Raw genomic sequence first — 22784 nt, forward strand, 5'->3', positions numbered from 1 at the left:
CGCGCCGAGAGGGAATCAGCCGCCCGCGTCGGTGGCGACGAGCTGCCAGTTCGGATCGCGCGCGCCGAGCGTGCGGGCGAAGGTCCACACGTCGGGCACCTCGACGCCGGTCTCGGCATTGCCGTCGATCACCTTGCCCTCGGCGTCGCGCGTGGCGGTGATGAGGTTCGAGAGGAAGCGCACGGTGACCTGCGCGACCCGGTTCCTGACCTCGACGGCGACGATCTCGGCCTTGTCGATCGAGATGAAGGTGGTCTCGGCGGTCTCGCGGCGCTTCTCGCGCTCGGAGATCGCCCGCTCGAAGCCCTCGCAGACCTCCCGCGACAGAAGCGCCCGCAGGGTCTTGCGGTCACCGGTGGCGAAGGCCGTGACGATAGCCTCGTAGGCGCCCTTGGCGCCCTCCAGGAAGGCCCGCGGATCGAAGGCGGGCTCGACCTGAACGATCTGCTCCAGGCCGCGGGCGACCGCCGAACCCGGCTCGGCGATGCCGCGCCAGTCGCGCGGTGCCGCGCTCTGCGCCGCAGGGGGCTGGCCGCGATCGGCACCGGGCAGGCGCACGACATTGTCGCCCTCGGACCGGTTGCCGGGGGTTTCGGTGCGGTTGCGCTCCACCGGGCGGAAGGGCGAGCGCTCCGTCCCGGTCTTCTGGCCGAGGACCGAGCGCAGCCGCCAGATGACGAAGACGGCGAGCGCCAGGAAAATCAGGGTGGTTGCGTCGAAGGAATCCTGCATCACCGATCCGAATCGTGCCCGTCGCACGCGTGAGGCTGACACCCGAGGGCTGCCGGAGGGGAGACCCCGCGCGATCCGATCTCGCGGCCTGGCCCGGGGGCGACGCACCCGCAGCCGCCAGCGGCCCGAGGGGACGTCTCGCGAAAGGCTTTCGAAGCTCTTAGCCGAGCCCGGCGCGGGGATCGAGCCGGAGGCGCAGCATCTTGAAGGTGAATGTCTCCGGCGTCGAGAACCGCGTGACCTTGCCGTGATATGGGTGAGACCGCGCGCGATTCCAGGCGGGCCGGCGGAGCAATCGCTGCAGGCCGGCACCGCGCGGCTCCACTGCCCTCTCGCGCGGGGGCCAGGACACAGGGTCGAGGGCACCGGCTTGTTCGCGGGAAAGCGGCATGTTAGCGCGCTGCCCGCGCCGGTCAGGCGCGCCGGCCCTCGAAGCCGCGCAGCAACGACGCGAGGAGGAGACACTCGTCATGGCCGACACCGCGGCACCCAACGGCAACGGCGCCCAGGACGGCGACCTCACCCCCGCGATCAACGCGCTGGCGCAGTACACCAAGGATCTCTCGTTCGAGAACCCGAACGCGCCGCGCTCGCTGCAGCCGCAGGAGGGTGGGCCGCAGATCAACATTCAGGTCAACGTCAACGCCCAGCAACTCGCCGAAGCGGATTTCGAGGTCGAGCTGTCGCTGGAAGGCGATGCCAAGATCAAGAACGACGTGCTGTTCAAGTTTGAACTGAAGTATGGCGGCGTGTTCCGGATGCGCAACATCCCGCAGGATCAGATCCATCCGGCGGTGATGATCGAGTGCCCGCGCCTGCTGTTCCCCTTCGCGCGCCAGATCGTCGCCGAAGCCGTGCGCAACGGCGGCTTCCCGCCGCTCTACATCGATCCGATCGATTTCGTCGGCCTCTACCGTCAGAAGATGGAAGAGGCCCAGGCCGCCCAGGGCCAGGGCGCGCCGCTCGCCTCCTGAGCGAAGCGACGTCCGTCCACGACACGAGCTCCGGCGCCGACGCGCCGGGGCTTTTTTCGTCGGTGATGCAGGGCCATTCACGCCCGCCGGACTGTGGCCGGGGCGCCACATTATGCCCGTTTTGGTTGTGGTAGGCGGAACTTCTCTGCCATTTCGGCAGATGCTCCGAGCTGCCGACCATGTTCCGCTTTCCCCTTGCTGTCGCGCTGCTCCTGGCCGTCGGCCTGTCCGCCTGCGTCACCGTCACGCCCAACACCCTATCGCCGCAGGAGGCGGCGGACTTGAAAGTCGTCGGCCTGGAGGTCGTGGTCCCACCCGAGGCGCGAATCGACTGGTCCTCGGCGGAGGACGATTACCTGCGCGACCGCAAGCTTTCGCAGACCGACCCGGCGCTGACGGCGACACCGGAAGCCCGCGCTCATCTGCGCAGTCTCGCGACGGCCCGCTTGAAAGCGAAGCTCGTCCGCGTGCTCGCTGAGCGGCCTCCGGGGACGCGACCGGTACGTCTCGTCGCGACGGTCCTCCTCATCGATATCCCCTCGGCGGCTCGCCGCATCGTCATCGGCGGTTATCCGACGATTACGGCCCATATCGACGTGATCGACGCCCGCACCGGTGCACAATTGACGACCTATCGCGGCGCAGTGGGTCGCAAATATGCCGGCCAGGGCGTCGGCGGCGTGCTGGGCGACGCCCTCCTGCAATCGATGGGTGCCGACGACCTCTTCGACCGCGCCGCCGAAGACTACGCCGAAGGCTTCGGCAATTGGCTCGCGCATCGCTGAGGCGCCACGCCGCAGCTGCGAAACGCCGTTCCGGCCCAGGTGCTTACGGTCACGCTTCCCCGCAGGGTGCCGGTCGCGGGCCGATGCAAATGAGAAAACCGTCTGCTCCGGGCGTTATGGCCGAGCAAGGATGCCCGCGCCGCGTGAGCGGAGGGGCGTCTTCCAGGCTCGACCGAAGGATCCGATGACGCCCACGACCCATCTCGCCCTGATCAACGTCTTCATCGGCGACATCCAGGGAGGGCTCGGGCCATTCCTCGGCACGTGGCTCGCGCAGCAGCGGCAGTGGAGCCCGTCCGAGATCGGCCTCGTCACCACGCTCGTCGGCGGCGGCGCCCTGCTGCTGAGCGGGCCCTTCGGGGCCCTGGTCGACCGGGTCGAGCGTCCGCGCCTGCTGGTCGTCCTCTCCTGCGCCGCGATCCTGGCCGGCACCCTGCTGCTGATGCCGGCCCACGGCTTTGTGCCGGTGCTGGCGGCGCAGTTTCTCGCGGCGGCGGGCGGCACGCTGCTGCTGCTCGCCGTGACGGCCCTCACCCTCGGCATCGTCGGCAAGGAGGCCTTTCCGCGCCAGCAGGGCCGCAACCAGGCCTTCAATCATCTCGGCATCCTGTTCGCCGCCGGCCTCATCACCCTGGGGACCGCCCGGTTCGGACCGGCCGTGGCCTTCTGGGTGCTCGGCGCCATGGCGGCGGCGGCCATCGCGGCGACCCTCGCCATGCCGGCCGATGCCTGGAACTGCCGCCGCTCTTTCGGCTGGAAGGAGGAGGACGAGCAGGCCCCGGACCGCTCGTCCTATAGCCAGATCTTCTCCGACACCCGCCTCCTCGTGCTGGCCGTGGCGCTTGCCCTGTTCCAGCTCGGCAATGGCGGGATGCTGACCCTGCTCGGGCAGAAGCTCGTCCACACGACGAGCGATCCGGTCGCCTGGACCGCCCGCTACGTCATGGTGGCCCAGCTCGTGATGGTGCCGGTGGCGCTTCTGGCCGGCTCGCTCGCCGACCGGCGCGGCCGCCGCCAGCTTCTCATCGCCGCCTGCCTCGTGCTCCCGGTGCGCGCCGCGATCTGCGCCTTCGTCGATGACCCCACTTGGCTGATCCTCGCCGAGGTGCTCGACGGCGTGGGCTCTGGGATCATCGGCGTCGCCGTGCCCGTGGTGGTGGCCGATCTCACCTGGGGCACCGGCCGCACCCAGACCGTGCTCGGATGCGTCAACGCGGTGCAGGGCGCGGGCGGGGCGCTCTCGGCGTGGTATGGCGGGCTCGCTCAGGGCTGGCTCGGCTGGACCGGCAGCTTCCTCGCCCTCGGTGCGGCGGGCGTGGCGGCGTTCGGCCTGGTCTGGTGGCTCGCCGCCACCACGGAGGAGAGCGGCGCACAGCGCCGCCACGCGCGGCGGACCGCCCGCCGTGAGGCCCGCACCGCCGAGGGAGCCGCCTGAGGCATCCCCGCAGCCCGGATGGCCCTCCACGACATCGCCGGAGCGCCGCTCGTCCGAGTCCACCGGAACAGGCGGACGACCCGCCCGTTTCCGGCGGGAATGCCTCAGCGACGGACCCCATGAACCGCCCCCTGACCGATCGCCGCGACGGCCGCACGATCCACGCCTACGAGCCCAGGGCCGTGCCCTGGCTCAGCGTGGTGTTCGGCTACGGACCGATGCTGCCCTTCCTGGCCGGCGGCGCCCTCGTCTGGCTGCTGCGCGGGGAGGCCGGCGCGGCGATCTTCACGCTGACCCTGCTGTGGGGCTGCGCCATCCTGCTGTTCCTGTCGGGCGTGCGCCGGGGCGTCAGCTTCCGCACCGAGGGCGGGGCCAGGGTCTCGCAGATCGTCACGATGCTCGGGCTGTTCCTCCTCGGTTTCAGCGCGCTCGTGGCCTTCGCCCTCGGCTTCGTCGTGGCCGCCCTCGGGCTCCTGATCGTCGGCTACGTCGCCATCGCGGTGCTCGATCCGATCGCGGCCCGACGCGGGGAGGCGCCGCTGTTCTTCGAGCGGCTGCGCCCGTTCCAGATGCCGCTCGCCGTGCTCGGGCTGGCAGCCCTCCTCGCCCACCGTCTGCTCGCCTGACATGCACGTCACCCACGATCCGCAGGCGCCGGAATCCGAGACAATCGGGTTCGACGCCTTCCTGGCCGTCGATATCCGCATCGGCACGATCATCGCCGCCGAGCCGTTTCCGGAAGCCCGCAAGCCGGCCCTCAAGCTCGTGATCGATTTCGGATCGGTGATCGGCCACAAGCGCTCCAGCGCGCAGATCACCGAACATTACACGCCCGACGACCTGATCGGCCGGCAAGTGGCCGCGGTGGTGAATTTCCCGCCCCGACAGATCGGCAAGTTCCTGTCCGAGGTGCTGACGCTGGGCTTCGCCGACGCGGCCGGCGCCGTCGTGCTGTTTCGCCCCGACCTTCCCGTGCCGGATGGGAGCCGGCTGTTCTGAGGGGGTTGAATGGGATGCCCGTGCTCCGTTGCCTCGGCTTGCCGCCGCGCCGCCGCCTGCGATAGAGCCGGGCCTCATTTTCGAAGAATTTCTGATCGGCGACGACATGGCCAAGGCCGAGACCCTGAAACCCCGCCTGCCGCGCGGTTTTCCCGACCGCACCGAGGCCGACCTGCTCGCGCAAGGCCGGATGCTGGACACGATCCGGCAGACCTTCGAACTCTACGGCTTCGAGGCGCTGGAAACGCCGTTCGTCGAGTACACCGAGGCGCTGGGCAAGTTCCTGCCCGACCTCGATCGGCCGAACGAGGGGGTGTTCTCGTTCCAGGACGACGACGAGCAGTGGCTCTCGCTCCGCTACGATCTCACCGCGCCGCTCGCCCGGCACGTCGCCGAGAATTTCGACGTCCTGCCCAAACCCTATCGCAGCTACCGGGCCGGCTACGTCTTCCGCAACGAGAAGCCCGGCCCCGGCCGCTTCCGCCAGTTCATGCAGTTCGACGCCGACATCGTCGGGGCGGCCTCGGTCGCGGCCGATGCCGAGACCTGCATGCTGATGGCCGATACGCTCGACCGGCTCGGGCTCGGCGGCCAGTACGTGGTCAAGGTCAACAACCGCAAGGTCCTGGACGGCGTGATGGAGGCGATCGGCCTCGCCGGGGCCGACAAGGCCAGCCAGCGGCTCACGGTGCTTCGCGCCATCGACAAGCTCGACCGGTTGGGCGCGGACGGCGTCCGCCAACTGCTCGGGCCCGGCCGGAAGGACGAGAGCGGCGATTTCACCAAGGGCGCGGGACTCGCCGACGACGCGATCGAGCGCATCCTCGCCTATGTCGGCTTCGAGGCCGCCCCGCACGAGGGCGCCGACCGGCTGGCCTTCTGGGAGAAGTTCTTCGGTTCCTGGCACGCGGTGGTCGGGGATTCCGAGACCGGCCGGGAGGGCATCGCCGAACTCCACGCCATCATGCGGCTGTGCGAGGCGGCGGGCTACGGCCCCGACCGGGTGCGGGCCGATCCCTCCGTGGTGCGCGGCCTCGAATACTATACCGGCCCGGTCTACGAGGCCGAGCTGACCTTCCCCGTGACCAACGAGGACGGCCAGACCGTGCGCTTCGGCTCGGTCGCGGGCGGCGGACGCTACGACGGGCTGGTGGGCCGCTTCCGCAGCGAGCCGGTGCCGGCGACCGGCTTCTCCATCGGCGTCTCGCGGCTGTTCTCGGCGCTGCGCCTCACCAAGAGCCCCCTGGTCGAGGGCGCGGCCAAGCCCGGCCCCGTGGTCGTGCTGGTCCTGGATCGCGAGAACGTCGCCGAGTACCAGGCCCTGGTCGCCCGCCTGCGCGCGGACAACATCCGGGCGGAACTCTATCTCGGCGCTGCGGGCATGAAGGCGCAGATGAAGTACGCCGACCGCCGCCGGGCTCCGGCCGTGGTGATCCAGGGCTCGAACGAGCGCGAGGCCGGCGAGGTCCAGATCAAGGATCTGATCCAGGGCGCCCAGGCGGCCGCCGCCATCGCCAGCAACGCCGAGTGGAAGGCCGCCCGGCCCGCCCAGGTCTCGGTGCCGGTGGACCGGATGGTCGAGGCCGTGCGCGAGGTGCTGTCGCGGCATTTTGGGTGAGCTGCCCGCGATCTGTGGCCGGGAGCATCAGGCTCCCGCCATCGGTCCGCCGTCGGGCCCGCTCCGCCCTTTCACCGGCACGGCGGTGACGAAAGCCGCCTCACCCGCATCGTTGATCTGCCACACGGTGCGGATCCAGGGCTGTCGCCCGTCGGGAGCCTGGATCGGTCCGACGAAGACCAGTTTGCGCTTGCCTTCGGCCGTGATCAGATCCCGCGTCAGGCGCATCGGATGCGCGTGGACCAAAAGCGAAGCCGATAGAATTTCGGGAGAATCGGGCCGATAACCGAAGGCGAGGAAGAATCTCGCCTTGGCTGCTCCATGGGCATGGTCGAGGTTCAGCAGATATTCGGTGATCTTGGCTCGGTGGACCGTGCAGGTGATCGGGTCGTCTGGCCAGCCCATGCGAGGCGTTACACCACGGGACGCAGATCTCTCGCCGCGACCGTCGCCAACGCGCCTTCCGGTTCCGGAAACTCGACCTCGAAAGAACCGTCGTCCCAACTGCCCACGATCGTACCCTGGGCGCCGGCCTTCATCGGATCCCCGTCATCCGTTACAACGTCGGCGGTCAGCTCCACGATGTCGAACTCGCGGAATCCGGCGGCCGGCTCCGTTCTGCGCAAGCGGTAGAAAGCTTCGACGGTCATCGTTGGAAGATGAGCCGAACTGCGCGCTTGTGCAACCGAGAGAAGTCGTCTCGCCTCAAAACCCCGCCGCGAGTCTCTGCGGCGCGGCCGCCCGGTGCGTCGCCCCCTGGCGGTAGAGGCCACGATGCTGGCCGTCGGGCACCAGCGCCTCGGTGAGCCCGATCACCGTCTCGGCGGCGCCGAGCAGCACCGCTCCGTCGGGGGCGAGCGCCTTGGCGATCCGCTCCAGCACGTCGGCCTTGGTCGGGGCGTCGAAATAGATCAGCACGTTGCGGCAATAGACGATGTCGAACTGCCCGAGATGCTCGAACGGCTGCAGCAGGTTGAGCGGCCGGTAGCTCACCATGCCGGCGAGCTTCGGACTGATGCGCCACTGCTCGCCCACCTGCGTGAAATGCTTCACCAGCAGTTGGACGGGCAGCCCGCGCTGCACCTCGAAATGGCTGTAGAGGCCGAGCCGGGCCTTCTCCAGCACCTCGGTCGAGAGGTCGGTGCCGACGATCTCGATCTGCCAGCCGGCGAGCTGGGCGGCCGCCTCGTGAACCAGCATCGCCAGGGAATACGGCTCCTGGCCGGTGGAGGCCGCCGCCGACCAGATCCGCAGGCGCCGGGTCGCCCCGCGCGCCGCGATCGCGCGGGGCAGGAGCACGTCGCGGAACAGGTCGAAGGGGACCCGGTCGCGGAAGAAGAACGTCTCGTTGGTCGTCATCGCCTCGACGACCGCCCGCTCCAGCGGGCCTTCCCGCGACAGGCGCAGCGTGCCGACGAGATCGGACAGGGTCGCGAGATTGAAGCGGCGGCAGACCGGCGAGAGCCGGCTCTCGACGAGGTAGCGCTTCTCCGGCCCCAGGGCGAGGCCGGAGCGCTTCTTCAGGTAGTCGCGCAGGAAGGCGAAATCCGCCTCGGTCATGCCGCGCTCCCGCCGAGGGCGGTGCGCAGGGCCGGGCCGATCTCCGGCAACGGCAGCACGGCGTGGCACAGGCCGGCCTTGGCGACGCTTCCGGGCATGCCCCACACCGTGCTGGTGGCCTCGTCCTGGGCTAGCAACTGACCACCCGCCTCCACGAGGGCGCGCGATCCCGCCGTGCCGTCCGAGCCCATGCCGGTCAGGATCACGCTGAGCGTTGCCCCTCCGTAGAGGGCGGCGGCGTCGAGGAAGAGCACGTCCACCGCCGGGCGGCAGAAATTCACCGGTGGGCTGTCGTCGAGGCGGATCACCGGTTCGGACGCGGTGCCCGACAGCCGCATGTGGCGGCCGCCGGGGGCGACGTAGATGCGGCCGGGCTGCACCCGCTCGTCCGCCTTGCCCTCGGCCGCCGGCAGGCCGACCCGGGCGCCGAGATGGTCGGCGAAGACGGCGGTGAAGACCGGCGGCATGTGCTGGACGATGAGCACCGGCAGGCGGCGCAGGGTGGCCGCGCCGATCTTCTCGAGCACCTCGCCGACCGCCTTCGGGCCGCCGGTCGAGGAACCGATCAGCAGGACGCGCGGGGCGGTCATCGTGCGCGGCCGCGGGCGCAGGGTCACCGTACCGGACAGGCGCGAGACCGGGGCGGGCGCGGGCTGCGTCGAGGCGGTGGGTTCGACCGCGGCGGGAACGGGCCGGCGCCGGGCGCGGGCGGCGCCGAACACCCGGATCCGCTCCAGGAGATCGGCCCGGAAGCCGTCGGAGGTCGTGACGCCGCGATTGCTCTCGGGCTTGGGGATGTAGTCGACGGCGCCGAGCGAGAGGCAGCGCAGCGACACGTCGGCGTTGCGCTGGGTCAGCGTCGACATCATCACGACCTGCACGCCGGGCTGGCGCGCCAGGATCAGCGGCAGGGCCTGGATGCCGTCGAGTTCCGGCATCTCGATATCGAGCAGCACCACGTCCGGGGCGCAGCGCGCCAGCGCGTCGACGGCGGCGCGGCCGTTCGGGGCGGTGGCGACCACGTCGTGGCCGGCCTCGCCGAGCCAGCGGGAGACCAGTCCGCGCACCACGGCGGAATCGTCGGCGACCAGGACCTTGACCGCGCTGCGCGGCGCGGTTCCAGGGGCGAAGGCCGGAATGGCCGACATGCGTTTCGTGCCTCCGTGGGAGGAAGGGGAGAGAAGCCCTGCGGCCTCCCCGGGCCGCTCGGCTGGCTCGGGAGCGTCGGCGCGTCCGGCGCCCGCCGGCCGGGGCCGCTCAGGCGTGTTCGGGCAGGCGCACGGTGAAGCCGACCTGATCGAGCTTGGCCATCATGATCTCCCGGTCGAAGGGCTTCATGATGTACTCGTCGGCGCCCGCGCGCAGCGCCCGGGCGATGGCACCGATGTCGTTCTCGGTGGTGCAGAACAGCACCTTCGGACGATCGCCGCCGGGCAACTGGCGCAGGTGCCGCAGGACGTCGTAGCCGTCCATGTTCGGCATGTTCCAGTCGAGCAGGACCACCGCGGGCATCTCCTCGGCGCAGAGCGCCAGGGCCTTCTGCCCGTCCTCGGCGTCGCGGACGCTGAAGTCGAGGGTTTCGAGGATGCGGCGGGCGACCTTTCGGATCACCGCCGAGTCGTCGACGACGAGACCGGTCCTCATCGAATCTCCCCTCACGCGACCTTGGCGTCGCGGCCGGCCTCGCCGAAGGCGAGCAGCGCGTCGACGTCGAGGATGACGAGCAGGCGTCCGTCGAGACGGTGGACGCCGAGCGAGATGTCGCGCCAGCGGGGATCGAGATTGATCGGCACCGGCTCGTGGGTCTCGGCGCCGAGCTTCAGCACCTCGCCGACGCCGTCGACGATGAGCGCGAAGGTCTCGCCCGTCTGCTCCAGGCCGATCGCCATCTGCGCCGCGCCGGCCTCGCGGTCGGGCAGGCTGAGGCGGCGGCGCAGGCACAGGGCGGTGACGACGCGCCCGCGCAGGTTCAGCAGGCCGACGATCTCCTTCGGGGCGAGGGGCACCGGGGTGATGCCGGCGGGCACGAACACGTCGTGCACCCGGTCGATGGTGAGTCCGAACATGGTCTCTCCGACGAACACCGTCACGTAGTCGGTGGTGTCGGCGGGGGCGATGTTGGCGTTGGCGGCCTGCATGGCGGTCGACTCTCTCACAACAGGACGGGATCAGGCAGCGCTGGCGAGGGCGGGCTCGCCGATCTCGGAGAGGGCGGCCAGCAGACCGGAGCGGTCGAACTTCGCCACGAGGTCGCTGATGGCGAGGCTGCGCGCCTGCTCGATCGCCTCGGGGCCGACCGTCCCGGTCAGCGCCACCACCGGCATCTCGGCGAGGCGCCCGCCGGCCTTGCGCATGGCGCCGACGAGGTCGAAGCCGCTGCGGCCGGGCATCTCGAGATCGCTGACCACGACATCGATGGAGGGGTTGGACAGGAGCGTCTTGAGGGCCTCGTCGGCGCTCGCCGCCGCGCTCACGGCATAGCCCGCCGCCTTCAGCACGGGGGTGAGCATGTCGCGGAAGAAGGCCGAATCGTCCACTAGCAGGAGGGACGGCGCCTTGGTGGTGGTCTTGCGCGGACCCCGCGCCCAGTCGTCGTAGGCCAGCGGCAGGAAGTGGGCGATGTTGATGATGTCGGTGGCGCGGCCCCGCAGCACCGCCGAGCCGATGAGGTCGGAGCGGTCCGCGGCGATCTCGATGTCGAGCCGCTCCTCGACGATGTCGACGATCTCGTCGACCACGAGACCCATCGCCCGGTCGCCGTCGGAGAACACGACGAGCGACTGACTGCCCTCCGAGCGCAGCGGGATCGACGGGTCGGCGGGCACCAGCGGCATCAGGCGGCCGCGATATTGGATCAGCGGACGACCGCCAAGCCACTCGATCTTGGTGGCATCGATCTCCTCCAGGCGCGTGACGAGGGAGAGGGGCACCGCCTTGAAGCCGCCCGCGCCGCTCTTGAACACGAGGAGCGTCGCCTTGGCGTCGCCGGTCTCGACCTCCTCGACCTCGCTCTCCGCCGCGGCGCCCGACTGCGCGCTCTGGCCGACGAGCCGGGCGACGCCGTTGGGATCGACGATCAGCACCACGGCGCCGTCGCCGAGGATGGTGTTGCCGGCAAATAGCGGGATGTGGCGGAGCTTGGACGACATCGGCTTCACGACGATCTCTTCCGTATGGAAGACCTCGTCGACGAGGACGCCGAAGCGCTGGCGCCCGACCTGGGCGACGACCACGAAGCCGGATTCGACGACCTCGCCCTCCTCCACCGTCGCCTGTCCGCGCATCAGCCCGTCGAGGGTGACGATCGGCAGGAGCCGCTCGCGCAGGCGCAGGACCGGCGCACCGTTGATCCGCTCGATGGCGTTGGCGCCTTCCTTCGCGCCCTTGGCATCGACCCGCACCAGTTCGAGCACGGCGATCTGCGGCACCGCATAGCGCTGGGCGCCAGCCTTGACGATGAGCGCCGAGACGATGGCCAGCGTCAGCGGGATCTTGATGGTGAAGGTCGTGCCGCGGCCGAGTTCGGTGGCGATGTCGACCACGCCGCCGATGGTCTCGATGTTGGTCTTGACCACGTCCATGCCGACGCCGCGGCCGGAGACCGAGGTGACGGCCTTGGCCGTCGAGAAGCCGGCGTGGAAGATGAACTTCGCGACCTGCGCGTCGGTCATCTTCTCGATCTCGGCGGCGGGCGCGAGGTTGCGCTCGACCGCCTTCTTGCGGATCGCGGCGAGGTCCAGGCCCTTGCCGTCATCGGCGATCTCGATCGTGATCGTGCCGCCCTCGTGATAGGCGGACAGGCGGATCGTGCCGCGGGCGGGCTTGCCGGCCTTGATGCGCTCGTTGGTGGCCTCGATGCCGTGGTCGGCCGAGTTGCGCACCATGTGGGTGAGCGGGTCCTTGATGACGTCGAGCACCTGCCGGTCGAGTTCGGTCTCGGCGCCGGACATCACCAGTTCGATGCCCTTGCCGAGTTCGGCCGAGAGATCGCGCACGACGCGGGGCAGCTTCTGCCAAGCATTGCCGATCGGCTGCATGCGCGTCTTCATGACGCCCTCCTGCAGCTCGGCGGTGACGTGGGAGAGCCGCTGGAGCGGCACCTTGTAGCTGGAATCCTCGTGACGCCGGGCGATCTCGAGGAGCTGATTGCGGGTCAGCACCAGTTCCGACACCATCGTCATCAGGTGCTCGATGGTGTCGACGTTCACGCGGATCGTCTGCGCCTTGGCGATGGCGCCCTCGCCGCCCTCGGCAGGTCCCGAGGCGGCGGCGGAGGCGCGGGGGGCGGCCGGCTCAGGCGCCTCCTCGGCGGCCATGTCCGAGGCCATCTCGAAGGCGGGCAGTTCCCGGGCCGGCTCCTGGGCCGGGGCGTAGGCGGCGGGGGCCGGAGCGGGTTCGAGAGCGAAGTCGTCGGGGCCGGGCGCTTCCAGGAAGGCGCGCTCCAGCTCGTCCAGCGAGACCTCGCCGGGTTTGAGCTCGCGTTCCACCGGCGGCGGCAGCACGACGGCGGCGGGTGCGGCGACGGGGGCCGGGGCGGGGGCCGGCGCCTCCTCGGACGACATGCGATCGAGGGCGCCGATCAGGTCGTCGTCGGAGCCGGAGGGCTCGGTGCCAGAGGCTTCGAGGTCGGCGAGGATCGCCTTGAGGCGGTCGAGGGTCGCCAGGATCAGGGTCACGGAGGCGCCGCTGACGGGATAGCCGTCGCGGAAGCGGCCCATCAGCGTCTCGGCGGCATGGGCCAGAGCCTCCAGCCGCGGCAGCCCGAGGAAGCCGCAGGTGCCCTTGATGGTGTGAACCAGGCGGAAAATGTTGCGCAGGATCTGCTGGTTGTTCGGATCCTGCTCGAAACGGACCAACTCCGCGTCGACCGTGTCCAGATGCTCGGCGCTCTCGACCAGGAACTCGCGAAGCAGATCGTCCATGACAGGCACTCGTCAAACGCGCACGAAAGGATGTGCGCCGAGCACTCTCGCCTTGGAAAGTTAGTGAAGGGTTTCGTGAAGGGCGGAAAGCACAGATAAGCCGTAGCAGATTCCGCCCGCCACGATTTAAGCGAGCTGCGTGTCCGAGGGCGGCGCGCTGTCGGAGGGGCGCTCGTCCTCGACACTCGGGGCGGGCGCGCCGGGCAGGCCGGTCTTGGCCTCGGTCGGCGTGGCGCTGACCGTCACCTCGTCGCCCTCGATGACGAAGCGCACGTCCATGGCGGCGGCCCGGGCCACGAGGCCGGCATAGAACGGCAGGATGCCGTGGGCGTCCACCGTGCCGCCCTCGGGCGTGCCGGCGATCAGCGCCTCGACATGGTTCGGGATGCGGGCATGGCTGCCCTTGGAGCGCAGGGTGAAGGTCGGCGCATCGCCGTCGCCGGCGACCTTCACGTCGATATGGCCGCCGCGGGGGATCGCGGTCGAGGCGATGACGACCAAGTTGAGAAGCAGCTTGACCTTGTTCTTCGGAAACAGAGCCTGCGGGGCGCTCCACGAAAGCTGGGTCTTCTCGTCGGCGAACATCGCCCGCGAGACCTTCTCGGCATCCGCGAGGTCGATCGAGGCGCCCGCCGAGCCCGCCGCCCCGAAAGCGATGCGGGCGAACTGAATCCGGGCCGAGGCGGTCTTGGCACTCTTGCGGATCAGGTCGAGGGCGAATTCGCGCATCGACGGGTCGTTGTCGTCCTCCAGCACCTCGAGTCCGTTCACGATGGCGCCGATCGGGCTGATCACGTCATGGCAGACGCGGGAGCACAGGAGCGCCGACAGGTCGAGGGCGTCGAGGGTGAGGCTGGTGCTGGGGCCGCTCATGGCACGCTCCGTTGCCGGCTCCGATGCCGGATGTCGCGGCAAGCCGCGCGTTCTTGTCCAAGTTCGCCGCCCGCTGGTCCGCGGCCGCAAGGCTGCGTTCGGCGCGGGCACCCGGGCACCGATAGTCATGGAAGGCGGCTTTGGGAAGGCGCACCCCACCCGCCCGACCGGCGAGCGCTGTCGGCGACCCGCCTCCCTTCCGACGCTCAAGGCGAGATCACGCCTTCCTTTGGCGCCGATGCAGTCATCGCTCGGGAGCGCCCGACCCCACGGATCCCTCCCGATCCCCCGACGGTTTCCTTCACGATTGCTTGGGCGGACGCTTCAACCGGATGGCAGCCCGAAATGGGACCGATCCGTCTCGAATTGTCCCAAATCGGGCCCGAAGAGGCCTGCGCGGGTCGATCCGCCAGGACGCGCGGGACACCGTTCAGCAACGAGTCAGGCCGGGACGCGCCATTTGCCCGGCCCTTGCTTGCCGAACCGTGCCGGGTCGCCCCGGCGCCCGCTTGTGTGCCCTGCCCGCGATCGATCGCCCGACCCTAACCGCATCATGACCCCGCGATGACCCCCCCCGATCCGCTCCCCGCGCTTTCCCCGACGGCCCCCGTGCCGGAGGCTCTGCGCGATCCCGTGGCGGAGGCCTTGGCGGGCATCGCCTGCGAGGCGGGACGGATCCTGCGGGGCTTCCACGGCGGCGACTGCCCGCACGTGGTCAAGCCGGACGGTTCGCCCGCGAGCCTCGCCGATGCCCGCTCCGAGGAACTGATCGTCTCGGCGCTGACCGCGCGCTTTCCCGGCATCCCGGTGATCGCCGAGGAGACGTCCTGCACGGCGCCGCCCGCGCCGTTGTTCTTCCTCGTCGATCCCCTCGACGGCACCCGCGACTTCCTGGCCGGCAACGAGCAGTACTGCGTCAATATCTGCCTCGTGCAGGGTGACCGGCCGGTCGCCGCCGCCCTCGCCGCGCCCGGCCTCGGCCGCGTCTGGGCGGCGGGCCTCACCGCCCGCGAGGCCTCGATCCGGGAGGGGCGCCCCACCGCCTTCCATCCGGTCACGGTGCGGGAGGCGCCCGCCGATGGCCTCGTCGCCCTCGTGAGTCGCCTGCACGGCGACAGTGCCACCGATGCCTGCCTGGAGCGCCTCGCCGTCGGGGAGCGCCGGGTGACGTCCTCCGCGCTGAAATTCTGCCTGATCGCCGCGGGCGAGGCCGACATCTACATCCGCTGCGCCCCCACCATGGAGTGGGACACGGCGGCCGGCGACCACGTGCTGACCATGGCCGGCGGCCACGTGATCGGGCCGGATGGCGGCATCGTCACCTACGGGCATTACGCCCGCTTCTACCGGAACGGCCCCTTCGCCGCCCTGGGCTCGGCCCGCTACCGCGACGACCTCGACCTGCCCCGGGACACCGCCGTCACCTATTTCGATCGCCGCCGCGCCGGGGAAGCGCTCGACGTCGGCCTGCGGGGGTGAGGCGGGCGCGCTTAACCCTTCGTTAACCGGAACTTGACTTGATCGAGCCATCGTTGCGCGCTCTCTCCCCGGGCCCGGCCCGGCCGGAGCGCCCGTGTCGCGTCCCGGCACGGGGTCTCCGGCACCGAGGATCGGGCGCCGCCGAGGGAGACCGACCATGCCGCACGATCCCATCCGGAGCACGAGCCGCCGCGCCGCTTTGCTCGGCCTCGCCGCCGGCCTGATGGCCGCCGCCGCCCCGGCGGCCGCCGTCGATGACGGGGGACGCCCCGAATCCTTCCGCCCCTCCGAGATCATCGACAACGGCCACCGCTTCTTCGGCAGCGTGTCGCGGGGGCTCGCGCTGACTATCGAGGAGGCGACCCGGCGCTGGGGCGAGCCCAATGGCTACATCCTCGGCCAGGAGGCGTCGGGCGCGATCGTCGGCGGCCTGCGCTACGGCGAGGGCACGCTCTACACCCGCAATGCCGGGCAGCGCCGGATCTACTGGCAGGGTCCGACGCTGGGATTCGACGTCGGCGGCGACGGTGCGCGCACCATGATGCTCGTCTACAATCTGCCGGCCCTGCCCGCCCTTTACCGCCGCTTCGGCGGCGTCGCCGGCTCGGCCTATTTCATCGGCGGCTTCGGCATGACCGCCGTCACCGACGGCGACGTGGTCGTGGTGCCGATCCGCTCCGGCGTCGGCGCCCGGCTCGGCATCAATGTCGGCTACCTCAAATTTACGAGCCGCGCGACCTGGAACCCGTTTTAAGGGGAGACGCTTGCCTCCGCGGCGGCAACCCGGGCAAAAGACCCGCGGCCGGATGGATCGGCCGAACGCCGCACGAGGGCTGCCCGCGTGATCGAGACCGTGATGATCTTCGGCCTCGGCTTCCTGCTGGCGAGCCTGTGCGCCCTGATCGCCCTGCCCACCGTCAATGCCCGTGCGACCCGGCTGGCCCGGCGGCGGATCGAGGCGACCCTGCCGGTGAGCGCCGCCGAGGTCGCCGCCGAGCGCGACCATCTGCGCGCCGAGTTCGCGGTGGCGCAGCGCCGGCTGGAGCGCAGGGCCGAAGCCGCGGCCGCCAAGCGCCACGCCGACATGGCGGCTCTGGGGGCCCGCACCATGGAGGCCGAGACCGCGATCGCGGCGCGGCTGCGCAGCGAGGCCGAGTTCGCCCGCGCGCAGGAGCGGATCGCCGGTCTCGATCAGGATCTCGCATCGTCCCGGGACGAGCACGAAGCCGGCCTCGCCACGCTGCACGCCCTGGAGGAGGCGCATCGCGCCGTCCTCGACAGCCTGAAGGCTGCCCGTCGCAGCCAGGCCGCCGATCCGCAGGCGGCGCTCGACGCGGCGGCGGCGCCGGCGCCGGCCGATATCGCGACTCTGCGCGCCGAGCGGGAGGCCCTGCGAGCGGAATTGGATGAGGCCCGGTCGGCCCTGGCCGCCCGCGGCGACGACACCGCCGAACTGCGCCGCCGCATCGGCGAGGTGGCCGACGCCCTGGCCCGGCGCGATCACCTGCCGAATGTCGGCGCCTTCCCGGCCGCCGCGATGGCGGACCGCTGACGCCGCCTTCGCGTCGGCCCCGAGGCGCACGCCTAGAGAAAATCCTTCGTGCGCGGCGGCACCTTCCCGCCTCGGGCGCATGTGCCGGGTCCGTGGGCTCCCTTGCGGGCCTGTGTCCAAATCCGTAACAGGAAAAGCCATTTCGCGATGGTCGCGGCCCGCCTTGTTTCGGACATGCGGCAGGCTCATCGCGCCGGATCTATCCCTTGAACCGCGATCGAGCGAACATCATGGCCTTGAAGCTGACGTCCCTTGCCCTCGTGCTGTCGGGCGTGACCGCCCTCCTGGTCGCACCGGCGCAGGCGCAGCAATCGAAGCGCGGCAACGAGACCCTGAAGAAGTACTGCACCGGCGATTACCTGAGCTATTGCGGCAATCTCGATCCGGATGATCCGGCCACCGATCAGTGCTTCAAGACCAACTGGTCCAAGCTCTCCGAGAATTGCCGCCGCGCGATCGACGCCTACACCCCACCGAAGGACGCGTCTCAGCGCAAGAAGAGCTGAAGCCTCCGTCCTTCCGCCTGACGGAAGGATCGGCCCCGCGGGGATCCCGGTATCCGCACGGGGCCTCCGCGTTACTGATAGGCCTGTTTCAGATCGAGGGTGCAGCGCACCCCGACCTCGTCGTAGCCCTCCGCGAGCCAGGTCTGCGCGGCCTGGCGGCCCTTGTCGCGCAGGCGCTCGATCATCCGCCAGCGGGCGTCGAGGCGCGAGGAGGCGGCATAATCGTCGAGCAGGTCGGTCCCGTCGATGCGGTGGAGGAAGACCCGCTCCAGCCCCTCCACCTGCTGGCCGCCTTCCTCGATCAGGCCGTGCACGAAATCGATGGCACGCAATTCCCGCATCAGGTTGGCGTTGAAGGTGATCTCGTTGAGCCGGTTCTGGATATCCTGCGGGGAGCGGGGCGTCTCGCGGCGCTCCACCGGGTTGATCTGAACCAGCAGGATGTCGCGGGTGCGCGCCTCGTGCAGCGGATAGAGCGCCGGATTGCCGAGATAGCCGCCGTCCCAGTAGGGCACGCCGTCGATCTCGACCGCCTGGAACACGGTGGGCAGACAGGCCGAGGCCATGACGTGGTCCGCGGTCAGGCGCTCCCGATCGAACACAGCCAGCTTGCCGGTCCAGACATTGGTGGCCGAGACGAACACGTTCGCGGTGCTGGCCCCGCGCAAGCGCTCGAAATCGACCACCCGCTCCAGGGCGCCGCGCAGGGGATTGATGTTGAGGGGATTGGCCGCATAGGGCCCGGGATTGAGCACCTTCAGCCAAGCCTCGACGAAGGGATTGCCCTTCCAGACGTGGAACAGCCCGTCGATCCAAGTCTGCTGCACCGGCTTGAGATCGGCATCCAGGCTCGCCTCGCGCCAGAACGCCGCCAGGGCGGCGCGTGCCCCCTCCGGCCCGCCCGCGAGCCAGCCGTCGACGAGGACGACGGCGTTCATCGCCCCCGCACTCGCGCCGGTGACCGCTTCGAAGGCGACGCGACCGTCCTCGATCAACGCGTCGAGCACGCCCCAGGTGAAGGCCCCGTGCGAGCCGCCGCCCTGAAGCGCCAGCGACACCGCCTTCTCGGCTCGCGGCCCGGCCAGCCCCCGAAAGTCTTCCCCGGGGCGGGTGGTGTGAGCTATCGGGCTCGGGACCGCGGTCACGGGATTGTGAGCGTCGTCGTGAGCGTCGTCACGGGACGTTTCCGGCGATACGGCGGCGGCGCTCGTCTCTGGGCTGGTCCTGTCCATCGGATCTCGCACGATTGTTGCGGTGCTTCCACAGATGGTGCAAAGCAGCAATCGGTTCCGTGCGGTTCTTTGCCTCGCGGAGGACCGATGCATACAGGTTAACGCGCGTGGGCGCAGGGACATCCTTGCATTCACGGCACCCACGCTCGACATCCCGCCTGGGATGCGACATGGAAGCGGCCTTGAGCGCAAGGCGCGCCGCGCATCCGTTCGCGCGGGCTTGAGGCGACACGTCGCGGATCGCGCCGGATTCGGATAAGATCCCATCCGCGCCTGCGGAACGCCCGAGGCTGGCACGCGCGGACAACAGACGACCCGCGAAGGCACGATGGAAGTCATGGAAGCTCCCGACGCCCTGGCAAACCCGATCGAGGCTCAGAGCCCGAACCTGCGCGGTCCGGAGATCGCCGGGCCCGCCCCGCGCCACCGCACCGTCGGCGTACGCATCGGTGAGGGCGAGGGCTCGGTCACCGTCGGCGGCGGCGCACCGATCGTCGTTCAGTCGATGACCAACACCGACACGGCGGATATCGATGCCACGGTGGCTCAGGTCGCCCAGCTCGCCCGGGTCGGCTCGGAACTGGTGCGCATCACCGTCGACCGCGACGAGGCGGCCGCGGCGGTGCCGAAGATCCGCGAGCGCCTCGACCGGATCGGCGTGCACGTGCCGCTGATCGGCGACTTCCACTATATCGGCCACAAGCTCCTGTCCGACCATCCGGCCTGCGCCGAGGCGCTGGCCAAGTACCGGATCAATCCGGGCAATGTCGGCTTCAAGGAGAAGAAGGACACGCAGTTCTCGACCATCATCGAGCAGGCGATCAAGTACGGCAAGACGGTCCGCATCGGCGCGAACTGGGGCTCGCTCGACGGCGAGCTGCTGACGCATCTGATGGACGAGAACGCCAAGTCGCCCCGCCCCATCGATGCCCGCGCGGTCATGCGCGAGGCGATGGTGCAGTCCGCCCTCACCTCCGCCGACCGCGCGGTGGCGCTCGGCCTGCCGAAGGATCGCATCATCCTCTCCGCGAAGGTCTCGGCGGTGCAGGATCTGATCGCGGTCTATCGCGAGGTGGCGCGCCGCTCCGACTACGCGATCCATCTCGGCCTGACCGAGGCCGGCATGGGCTCGAAGGGCATCGTCGCGGCCTCGGCCGCCATCGGCGTCCTGCTGCAGGACGGCATCGGCGACACGATCCGCTACTCGCTGACGCCCGAGCCCGGCGGCGACCGCGGGGTCGAGGTCAAGGCCGCGCAGGAACTCCTGCAGACCATGGGCTTCCGCACCTTCGTGCCGCTCGTGGCCGCCTGCCCCGGCTGCGGCCGGACGACGTCCACGACGTTCCAGGAACTGGCCCGCGACATCCAGAACTGGATCACCACGTCCATGCCGGAATGGAAGAAGACCTATCCGGGGGTCGAGGGCCTGAACGTCGCGGTGATGGGATGCATCGTCAACGGGCCGGGCGAATCGAAGCATGCCGATATCGGCATCTCGCTTCCCGGCACCGGCGAGAGCCCGAGCGCGCCGGTCTTCATCGACGGCAAGAAGGCGATGACCCTGCGCGGTGCGACGCTGGCCAAGGATTTCGAGGGCATCGTCATCGATTACATCGAGCGTCGCTTCGGCCAGGGCAAGCGCGACGCCGCCGAGTGAGCCGGAGCGCGCGTGAGCGCGCTCTGCCTACGGATGGCCGACGTGAGGGGGCCAGGCCCCGGAACCCGTCAGGGGCGTTTTCGGGCGTCGCACCCCATGCTAACGCTGGCTCGATCCGCCAGCCCCGCGAGGCCGCGATGCCCGGCCTGAACCTTGCCGTCCCCGACCCCGCGCTTCCGGGCACGGCGATGCCCGGCCTGCCCGGGCGCCCCGCGGCGACGGCACGGGGCATGACTCCGCGGCCCGAACCGGCGGCGGGTCGGCGCTCATCCGGGCGACCGACGCATTCCCTTCACGCGGCTCCGGCAGACGCTTCCGGACGACGCGCGCACCCGAACCCTACGGTCCGATGACCCAGCCAGCCAGCCCGAGCCTGCCGGCCGATTCCACCGCAGCCCCCGTCGTCGGTGGGCCGGCGCCCGGCGAGGGCGGTCCGGTCGCGACCGCCGCCGGCGCCGTCGACGCCTCCGCAGCCTCGGCCCACGGCCACGCCCGAACCGGCTTCTGGGCCCTGACCGTCGGCTCCGTGGGCGTCGTCTACGGCGATATCGGCACGAGCCCGCTCTACGCCTTCCGCGAGGCGCTCGCGCCTTCCCGCGTCGATGGCATCCTTTTGCCCGAGGAGGTGATCGGCACCACCTCGCTCATCATCTGGGCGCTCCTGCTGATCGTCACGATCAAGTACGTCGCCATCCTCCTGCGCATGGACAACAACGGCGAGGGCGGCATCCTCTCGCTGATGGCCAAGGCCCGCCAAGCGCTCGGCGGCTCCAAGATCGTGTTCATGCTGGGCCTGCTCGGGGCCTCGCTGTTCTACGGCGATTCCGTCATCACGCCCGCGATCTCGGTGCTCTCGGCGGTGGAGGGGTTGAAGCTCGTCACGCCGGCCTTCGACCATTACGTGCTGCCGATCACGGTGGCGATCATCGTCGGGCTGTTCGCCGTCCAGAGCCACGGCACCGCCCGTGTCGCGACCTTCTTCGGTCCCATCATGGTGATCTGGTTCCTGGCGCTGGCCGCGGCCGCGATTCCCTACATCGTCGGCAATCCCGGCGTGCTCGCCGCCTTCAATCCCTGGTACGCCCTGCATTACCTCCTCGGCCACGGCACCGGCGCGCTGGTGGCGCTCGGGGCGGTGTTCCTGGCGGTGACGGGGGCGGAGGCATTGTTCGCCGATCTCGGCCATTTCGGGCGTCGGCCGATCCAGGTGGCGTGGCTGTTCCTCGTCGCGCCCTGCCTCGTGCTCAACTATCTCGGCCAGACCGCCTTGGTGCTGGCCAAGCCCGACACGACCGATCCGTTCTATCAGCTGGTGCCGGAATGGGGCCTGATCCCCATGGTGCTGCTCGCCACCATCGCCACCGTCACGGCGAGCCAAGCGGTCATCACCGGCGCCTTCTCGCTGTCGCGGCAGGCGATCCAGCTCGGCATGCTGCCGCGCATGGAGATCCGCCATACCTCGGAGGCGCATTCGGGCCAGATCTACCTGCCCCAGATCAACATGCTGCTGGCCCTCGGCGTGGTGATCCTGGCAGTGACCTTCCGCTCGTCCTCGGCCCTCGCCTCGGCCTACGGCATCGCGGTGACCGGCACGATGCTGCTGACCGCCGCCATGGCCTACGTGGTGCTGTGGAAGGTGGTGCGTCTGACGCCGATCGTGGCGGCGATCGCGATCGCACCCTTCATCGTCATCGAATTCCTCTTCATGCTCTCGAACCTGCTCAAGGTGCATGAGGGCGGCTACGTGCCGCTGCTGCTCGCGGGCGGCCTGATGCTGATGATGTGGACCTGGGTGCGGGGTGTGGCGATCCTGGTCAACAAGACCCGCAAGACCGACGTGCCGCTGATCGAGCTCGTCGGAATGCTGGAGAAGAGCACCTCCTACCACCGAGTGAAGGGCACGGCGGTGTTCCTGACGAGCGATCCCGACATCGCTCCGGCGGCGCTGCTGCACAACATGAAGCACAACAAGGTCATCCACGAGAAGAACGTGGTGCTCACCGTCGAGACCATGGACCGGCCCCGCGCAACCGAATCCGAGCGGGTGCGGATCGAGCCCGTCGGGCCGGGCTTCTCGCGGGTGGTGATGCGCTTCGGCTTCATGGAGACGCCCAACATCCCCCGGACGCTGGCGCTCCTGAAGCGCGAGGGCTTCAAGTTCGACATCATGTCGACCTCGTTCTTCCTCTCGCGCCGCTCGATCCGGCCCGCCGCCCATTCGGGCATGCCGCTCTGGCAGGACCGGATCTTCATCACGCTGGCCAAGAACGCCAACGACGCCACCGACTTCTTCCAGATCCCCACCGGCCGCGTCGTCGAGGTCGGGACACAGGTGACGGTGTAGCGGACTCATCGAAAGCGAGGCCGCTTGGCGGGCTGTGCCAGTGAAGGGGCCTCGAACCGATCGCCCACCCGGCTCGATCTCTTGAAAGAAATCCTCCGCACCGCTCGCCGCAACGG

At 70.0% G+C, this 22784-nt stretch carries 22 protein-coding genes; 12 read left to right on the plus strand and 10 right to left on the minus strand.

Going from position 1 to position 22784, the window contains the following annotated elements; genetic code table 11:
• Positions 1-15: 15 nt before the first annotated feature.
• On the minus strand, positions 16-732 hold the full coding sequence (locus MFF26_RS02985; RefSeq protein WP_137831646.1) for a Tim44/TimA family putative adaptor protein: 717 nt from the start codon (positions 730-732) through the stop codon (positions 16-18).
• Between the two features lie 470 nt (positions 733-1202).
• Here MFF26_RS02985 and secB point away from each other — a divergent pair, with 470 nt between their 5' ends.
• The 6 genes from secB to hisS all read left to right on the plus strand — a co-directional run bounded on the left by secB (position 1203) and on the right by hisS (position 6543).
• Positions 1203-1706 carry a protein-export chaperone SecB gene (gene secB / locus MFF26_RS02990; RefSeq protein ID WP_137831645.1) on the plus strand — a complete coding sequence of 168 codons (504 nt, stop codon included), beginning with the start codon at positions 1203-1205 and terminating at the stop codon, positions 1704-1706.
• A gap of 179 nt (positions 1707-1885) precedes the next feature.
• A complete protein-coding gene (locus MFF26_RS02995) occupies positions 1886-2491 on the plus strand; it encodes a hypothetical protein (RefSeq protein ID WP_137831644.1) in 606 nt (201 codons plus the stop codon).
• A gap of 184 nt (positions 2492-2675) precedes the next feature.
• A complete protein-coding gene (locus tag MFF26_RS03000; protein ID WP_137831643.1) occupies positions 2676-3926 on the plus strand; it encodes an MFS transporter in 1251 nt (416 codons plus the stop codon).
• A gap of 119 nt (positions 3927-4045) precedes the next feature.
• Positions 4046-4552, plus strand: a complete 507-nt coding sequence (locus tag MFF26_RS03005; protein WP_137831642.1) for a DUF3429 domain-containing protein — start codon at positions 4046-4048, stop codon at positions 4550-4552.
• Between the two features lies 1 nt (position 4553).
• Positions 4554-4925, plus strand: coding sequence for a tRNA-binding protein (locus tag MFF26_RS03010; RefSeq protein WP_137831641.1), 372 nt, complete (start codon positions 4554-4556; stop codon positions 4923-4925).
• A 106-nt stretch (positions 4926-5031) separates the two neighbouring features.
• Positions 5032-6543 (plus strand): histidine--tRNA ligase, encoded by a 1512-nt coding sequence (hisS, locus tag MFF26_RS03015; protein ID WP_238307437.1) that lies wholly within the window; start codon positions 5032-5034, stop codon positions 6541-6543.
• 27 nt (positions 6544-6570) lie between these two features.
• Here hisS and MFF26_RS03020 read toward each other — a convergent pair whose 3' ends face one another.
• The 8 genes from MFF26_RS03020 to chpT form a co-directional block, all read right to left on the minus strand.
• Complete coding sequence (locus MFF26_RS03020) at positions 6571-6948, minus strand: DUF6883 domain-containing protein (protein ID WP_137831639.1); 378 nt, start codon at positions 6946-6948, stop codon at positions 6571-6573.
• An 8-nt stretch (positions 6949-6956) separates the two neighbouring features.
• Entirely contained in the window at positions 6957-7193 is a 237-nt protein-coding gene (locus tag MFF26_RS03025) for a DUF4926 domain-containing protein (protein ID WP_137831638.1), read from the minus strand.
• Between the two features lie 55 nt (positions 7194-7248).
• Positions 7249-8103, minus strand: coding sequence for a CheR family methyltransferase (locus MFF26_RS03030; protein WP_137831637.1), 855 nt, complete (start codon positions 8101-8103; stop codon positions 7249-7251).
• Complete coding sequence (locus tag MFF26_RS03035; protein ID WP_137831636.1) at positions 8100-9251, minus strand: protein-glutamate methylesterase/protein-glutamine glutaminase; 1152 nt, start codon at positions 9249-9251, stop codon at positions 8100-8102. Before MFF26_RS03035 ends, MFF26_RS03030 begins: the two co-directional genes overlap by 4 nt.
• Before the next feature lie 109 nt (positions 9252-9360).
• Positions 9361-9747, minus strand: coding sequence for a response regulator (locus MFF26_RS03040; RefSeq protein WP_137831635.1), 387 nt, complete (start codon positions 9745-9747; stop codon positions 9361-9363).
• Positions 9748-9758: 11 nt separating this feature from the next.
• Complete coding sequence (locus MFF26_RS03045; RefSeq protein ID WP_137831634.1) at positions 9759-10241, minus strand: chemotaxis protein CheW; 483 nt, start codon at positions 10239-10241, stop codon at positions 9759-9761.
• A 30-nt stretch (positions 10242-10271) separates the two neighbouring features.
• Positions 10272-13025 carry a hybrid sensor histidine kinase/response regulator gene (locus MFF26_RS03050; RefSeq protein ID WP_238307438.1) on the minus strand — a complete coding sequence of 918 codons (2754 nt, stop codon included), beginning with the start codon at positions 13023-13025 and terminating at the stop codon, positions 10272-10274.
• Positions 13026-13151: 126 nt separating this feature from the next.
• Positions 13152-13898, minus strand: coding sequence for a histidine phosphotransferase ChpT (gene chpT / locus MFF26_RS03055; RefSeq protein WP_137830512.1), 747 nt, complete (start codon positions 13896-13898; stop codon positions 13152-13154).
• Between the two features lie 564 nt (positions 13899-14462).
• On the opposite strand from chpT, the gene MFF26_RS03060 reads away from it, so the two are divergent.
• The 4 genes from MFF26_RS03060 (at position 14463) to MFF26_RS03075 (ending at position 17435) form a co-directional block, all read left to right on the plus strand.
• Positions 14463-15377: a 3'(2'),5'-bisphosphate nucleotidase CysQ family protein gene (locus tag MFF26_RS03060; protein ID WP_238307439.1), complete on the plus strand. Its 915-nt coding sequence runs from the start codon at positions 14463-14465 to the stop codon at positions 15375-15377.
• A 157-nt stretch (positions 15378-15534) separates the two neighbouring features.
• Positions 15535-16131 carry a DUF1134 domain-containing protein gene (locus MFF26_RS03065; protein WP_137830510.1) on the plus strand — a complete coding sequence of 199 codons (597 nt, stop codon included), beginning with the start codon at positions 15535-15537 and terminating at the stop codon, positions 16129-16131.
• A 102-nt stretch (positions 16132-16233) separates the two neighbouring features.
• Positions 16234-16929, plus strand: coding sequence for a hypothetical protein (locus tag MFF26_RS03070; RefSeq protein WP_238307460.1), 696 nt, complete (start codon positions 16234-16236; stop codon positions 16927-16929).
• A gap of 230 nt (positions 16930-17159) precedes the next feature.
• A complete protein-coding gene (locus MFF26_RS03075; protein WP_137830509.1) occupies positions 17160-17435 on the plus strand; it encodes a 3',5'-cyclic-nucleotide phosphodiesterase in 276 nt (91 codons plus the stop codon).
• Between the two features lie 71 nt (positions 17436-17506).
• Here MFF26_RS03075 and MFF26_RS03080 read toward each other — a convergent pair whose 3' ends face one another.
• Complete coding sequence (locus tag MFF26_RS03080) at positions 17507-18667, minus strand: patatin-like phospholipase family protein (protein WP_238307440.1); 1161 nt, start codon at positions 18665-18667, stop codon at positions 17507-17509.
• Between the two features lie 328 nt (positions 18668-18995).
• On the opposite strand from MFF26_RS03080, the gene ispG reads away from it, so the two are divergent.
• Both ispG and MFF26_RS03090 read left to right on the plus strand, forming a co-directional pair.
• The gene (gene ispG, locus MFF26_RS03085; RefSeq protein WP_137830507.1) at positions 18996-20324 is read left to right on the plus strand and encodes a flavodoxin-dependent (E)-4-hydroxy-3-methylbut-2-enyl-diphosphate synthase; all 1329 of its coding nucleotides are present in this window, start codon (positions 18996-18998) and stop codon (positions 20322-20324) included.
• Between the two features lie 349 nt (positions 20325-20673).
• Positions 20674-22668, plus strand: coding sequence for a potassium transporter Kup (locus MFF26_RS03090; RefSeq protein WP_137830506.1), 1995 nt, complete (start codon positions 20674-20676; stop codon positions 22666-22668).
• The last annotated feature ends 116 nt before the right edge of the window (positions 22669-22784 follow it).

This window comes from Methylorubrum suomiense, from assembly GCF_022179765.1.
GTDB lineage: Bacteria > Pseudomonadota > Alphaproteobacteria > Rhizobiales > Beijerinckiaceae > Methylobacterium > Methylobacterium suomiense.

Coding starts and splice junctions, on each gene's coding strand:
- MFF26_RS03010 (WP_137831641.1), top strand. CDS start 4,554: ATGCACGTCACCCACGATCCGCAGGCGCCGGAATCCGAGACAATCGGG.
- MFF26_RS03050 (WP_238307438.1), bottom strand. CDS start 13,025: ATGGACGATCTGCTTCGCGAGTTCCTGGTCGAGAGCGCCGAGCATCTG.
- MFF26_RS03040 (WP_137831635.1), bottom strand. CDS start 9,747: ATGAGGACCGGTCTCGTCGTCGACGACTCGGCGGTGATCCGAAAGGTC.
- MFF26_RS03025 (WP_137831638.1), bottom strand. CDS start 7,193: ATGACCGTCGAAGCTTTCTACCGCTTGCGCAGAACGGAGCCGGCCGCC.
- MFF26_RS03070 (WP_238307460.1), top strand. CDS start 16,234: ATGATCTTCGGCCTCGGCTTCCTGCTGGCGAGCCTGTGCGCCCTGATC.
- secB (WP_137831645.1), top strand. CDS start 1,203: ATGGCCGACACCGCGGCACCCAACGGCAACGGCGCCCAGGACGGCGAC.
- MFF26_RS03090 (WP_137830506.1), top strand. CDS start 20,674: ATGACCCAGCCAGCCAGCCCGAGCCTGCCGGCCGATTCCACCGCAGCC.
- MFF26_RS03080 (WP_238307440.1), bottom strand. CDS start 18,667: ATGGACAGGACCAGCCCAGAGACGAGCGCCGCCGCCGTATCGCCGGAA.
- MFF26_RS03020 (WP_137831639.1), bottom strand. CDS start 6,948: ATGGGCTGGCCAGACGACCCGATCACCTGCACGGTCCACCGAGCCAAG.
- MFF26_RS03030 (WP_137831637.1), bottom strand. CDS start 8,103: ATGACCGAGGCGGATTTCGCCTTCCTGCGCGACTACCTGAAGAAGCGC.
- MFF26_RS03075 (WP_137830509.1), top strand. CDS start 17,160: ATGGCCTTGAAGCTGACGTCCCTTGCCCTCGTGCTGTCGGGCGTGACC.
- MFF26_RS03035 (WP_137831636.1), bottom strand. CDS start 9,251: ATGTCGGCCATTCCGGCCTTCGCCCCTGGAACCGCGCCGCGCAGCGCG.
- MFF26_RS03065 (WP_137830510.1), top strand. CDS start 15,535: ATGCCGCACGATCCCATCCGGAGCACGAGCCGCCGCGCCGCTTTGCTC.
- MFF26_RS03060 (WP_238307439.1), top strand. CDS start 14,463: ATGACCCCCCCCGATCCGCTCCCCGCGCTTTCCCCGACGGCCCCCGTG.
- MFF26_RS03005 (WP_137831642.1), top strand. CDS start 4,046: ATGAACCGCCCCCTGACCGATCGCCGCGACGGCCGCACGATCCACGCC.
- ispG (WP_137830507.1), top strand. CDS start 18,996: ATGGAAGTCATGGAAGCTCCCGACGCCCTGGCAAACCCGATCGAGGCT.
- MFF26_RS03000 (WP_137831643.1), top strand. CDS start 2,676: ATGACGCCCACGACCCATCTCGCCCTGATCAACGTCTTCATCGGCGAC.
- MFF26_RS02985 (WP_137831646.1), bottom strand. CDS start 732: ATGCAGGATTCCTTCGACGCAACCACCCTGATTTTCCTGGCGCTCGCC.
- MFF26_RS02995 (WP_137831644.1), top strand. CDS start 1,886: ATGTTCCGCTTTCCCCTTGCTGTCGCGCTGCTCCTGGCCGTCGGCCTG.
- MFF26_RS03045 (WP_137831634.1), bottom strand. CDS start 10,241: ATGCAGGCCGCCAACGCCAACATCGCCCCCGCCGACACCACCGACTAC.
- chpT (WP_137830512.1), bottom strand. CDS start 13,898: ATGAGCGGCCCCAGCACCAGCCTCACCCTCGACGCCCTCGACCTGTCG.
- hisS (WP_238307437.1), top strand. CDS start 5,032: ATGGCCAAGGCCGAGACCCTGAAACCCCGCCTGCCGCGCGGTTTTCCC.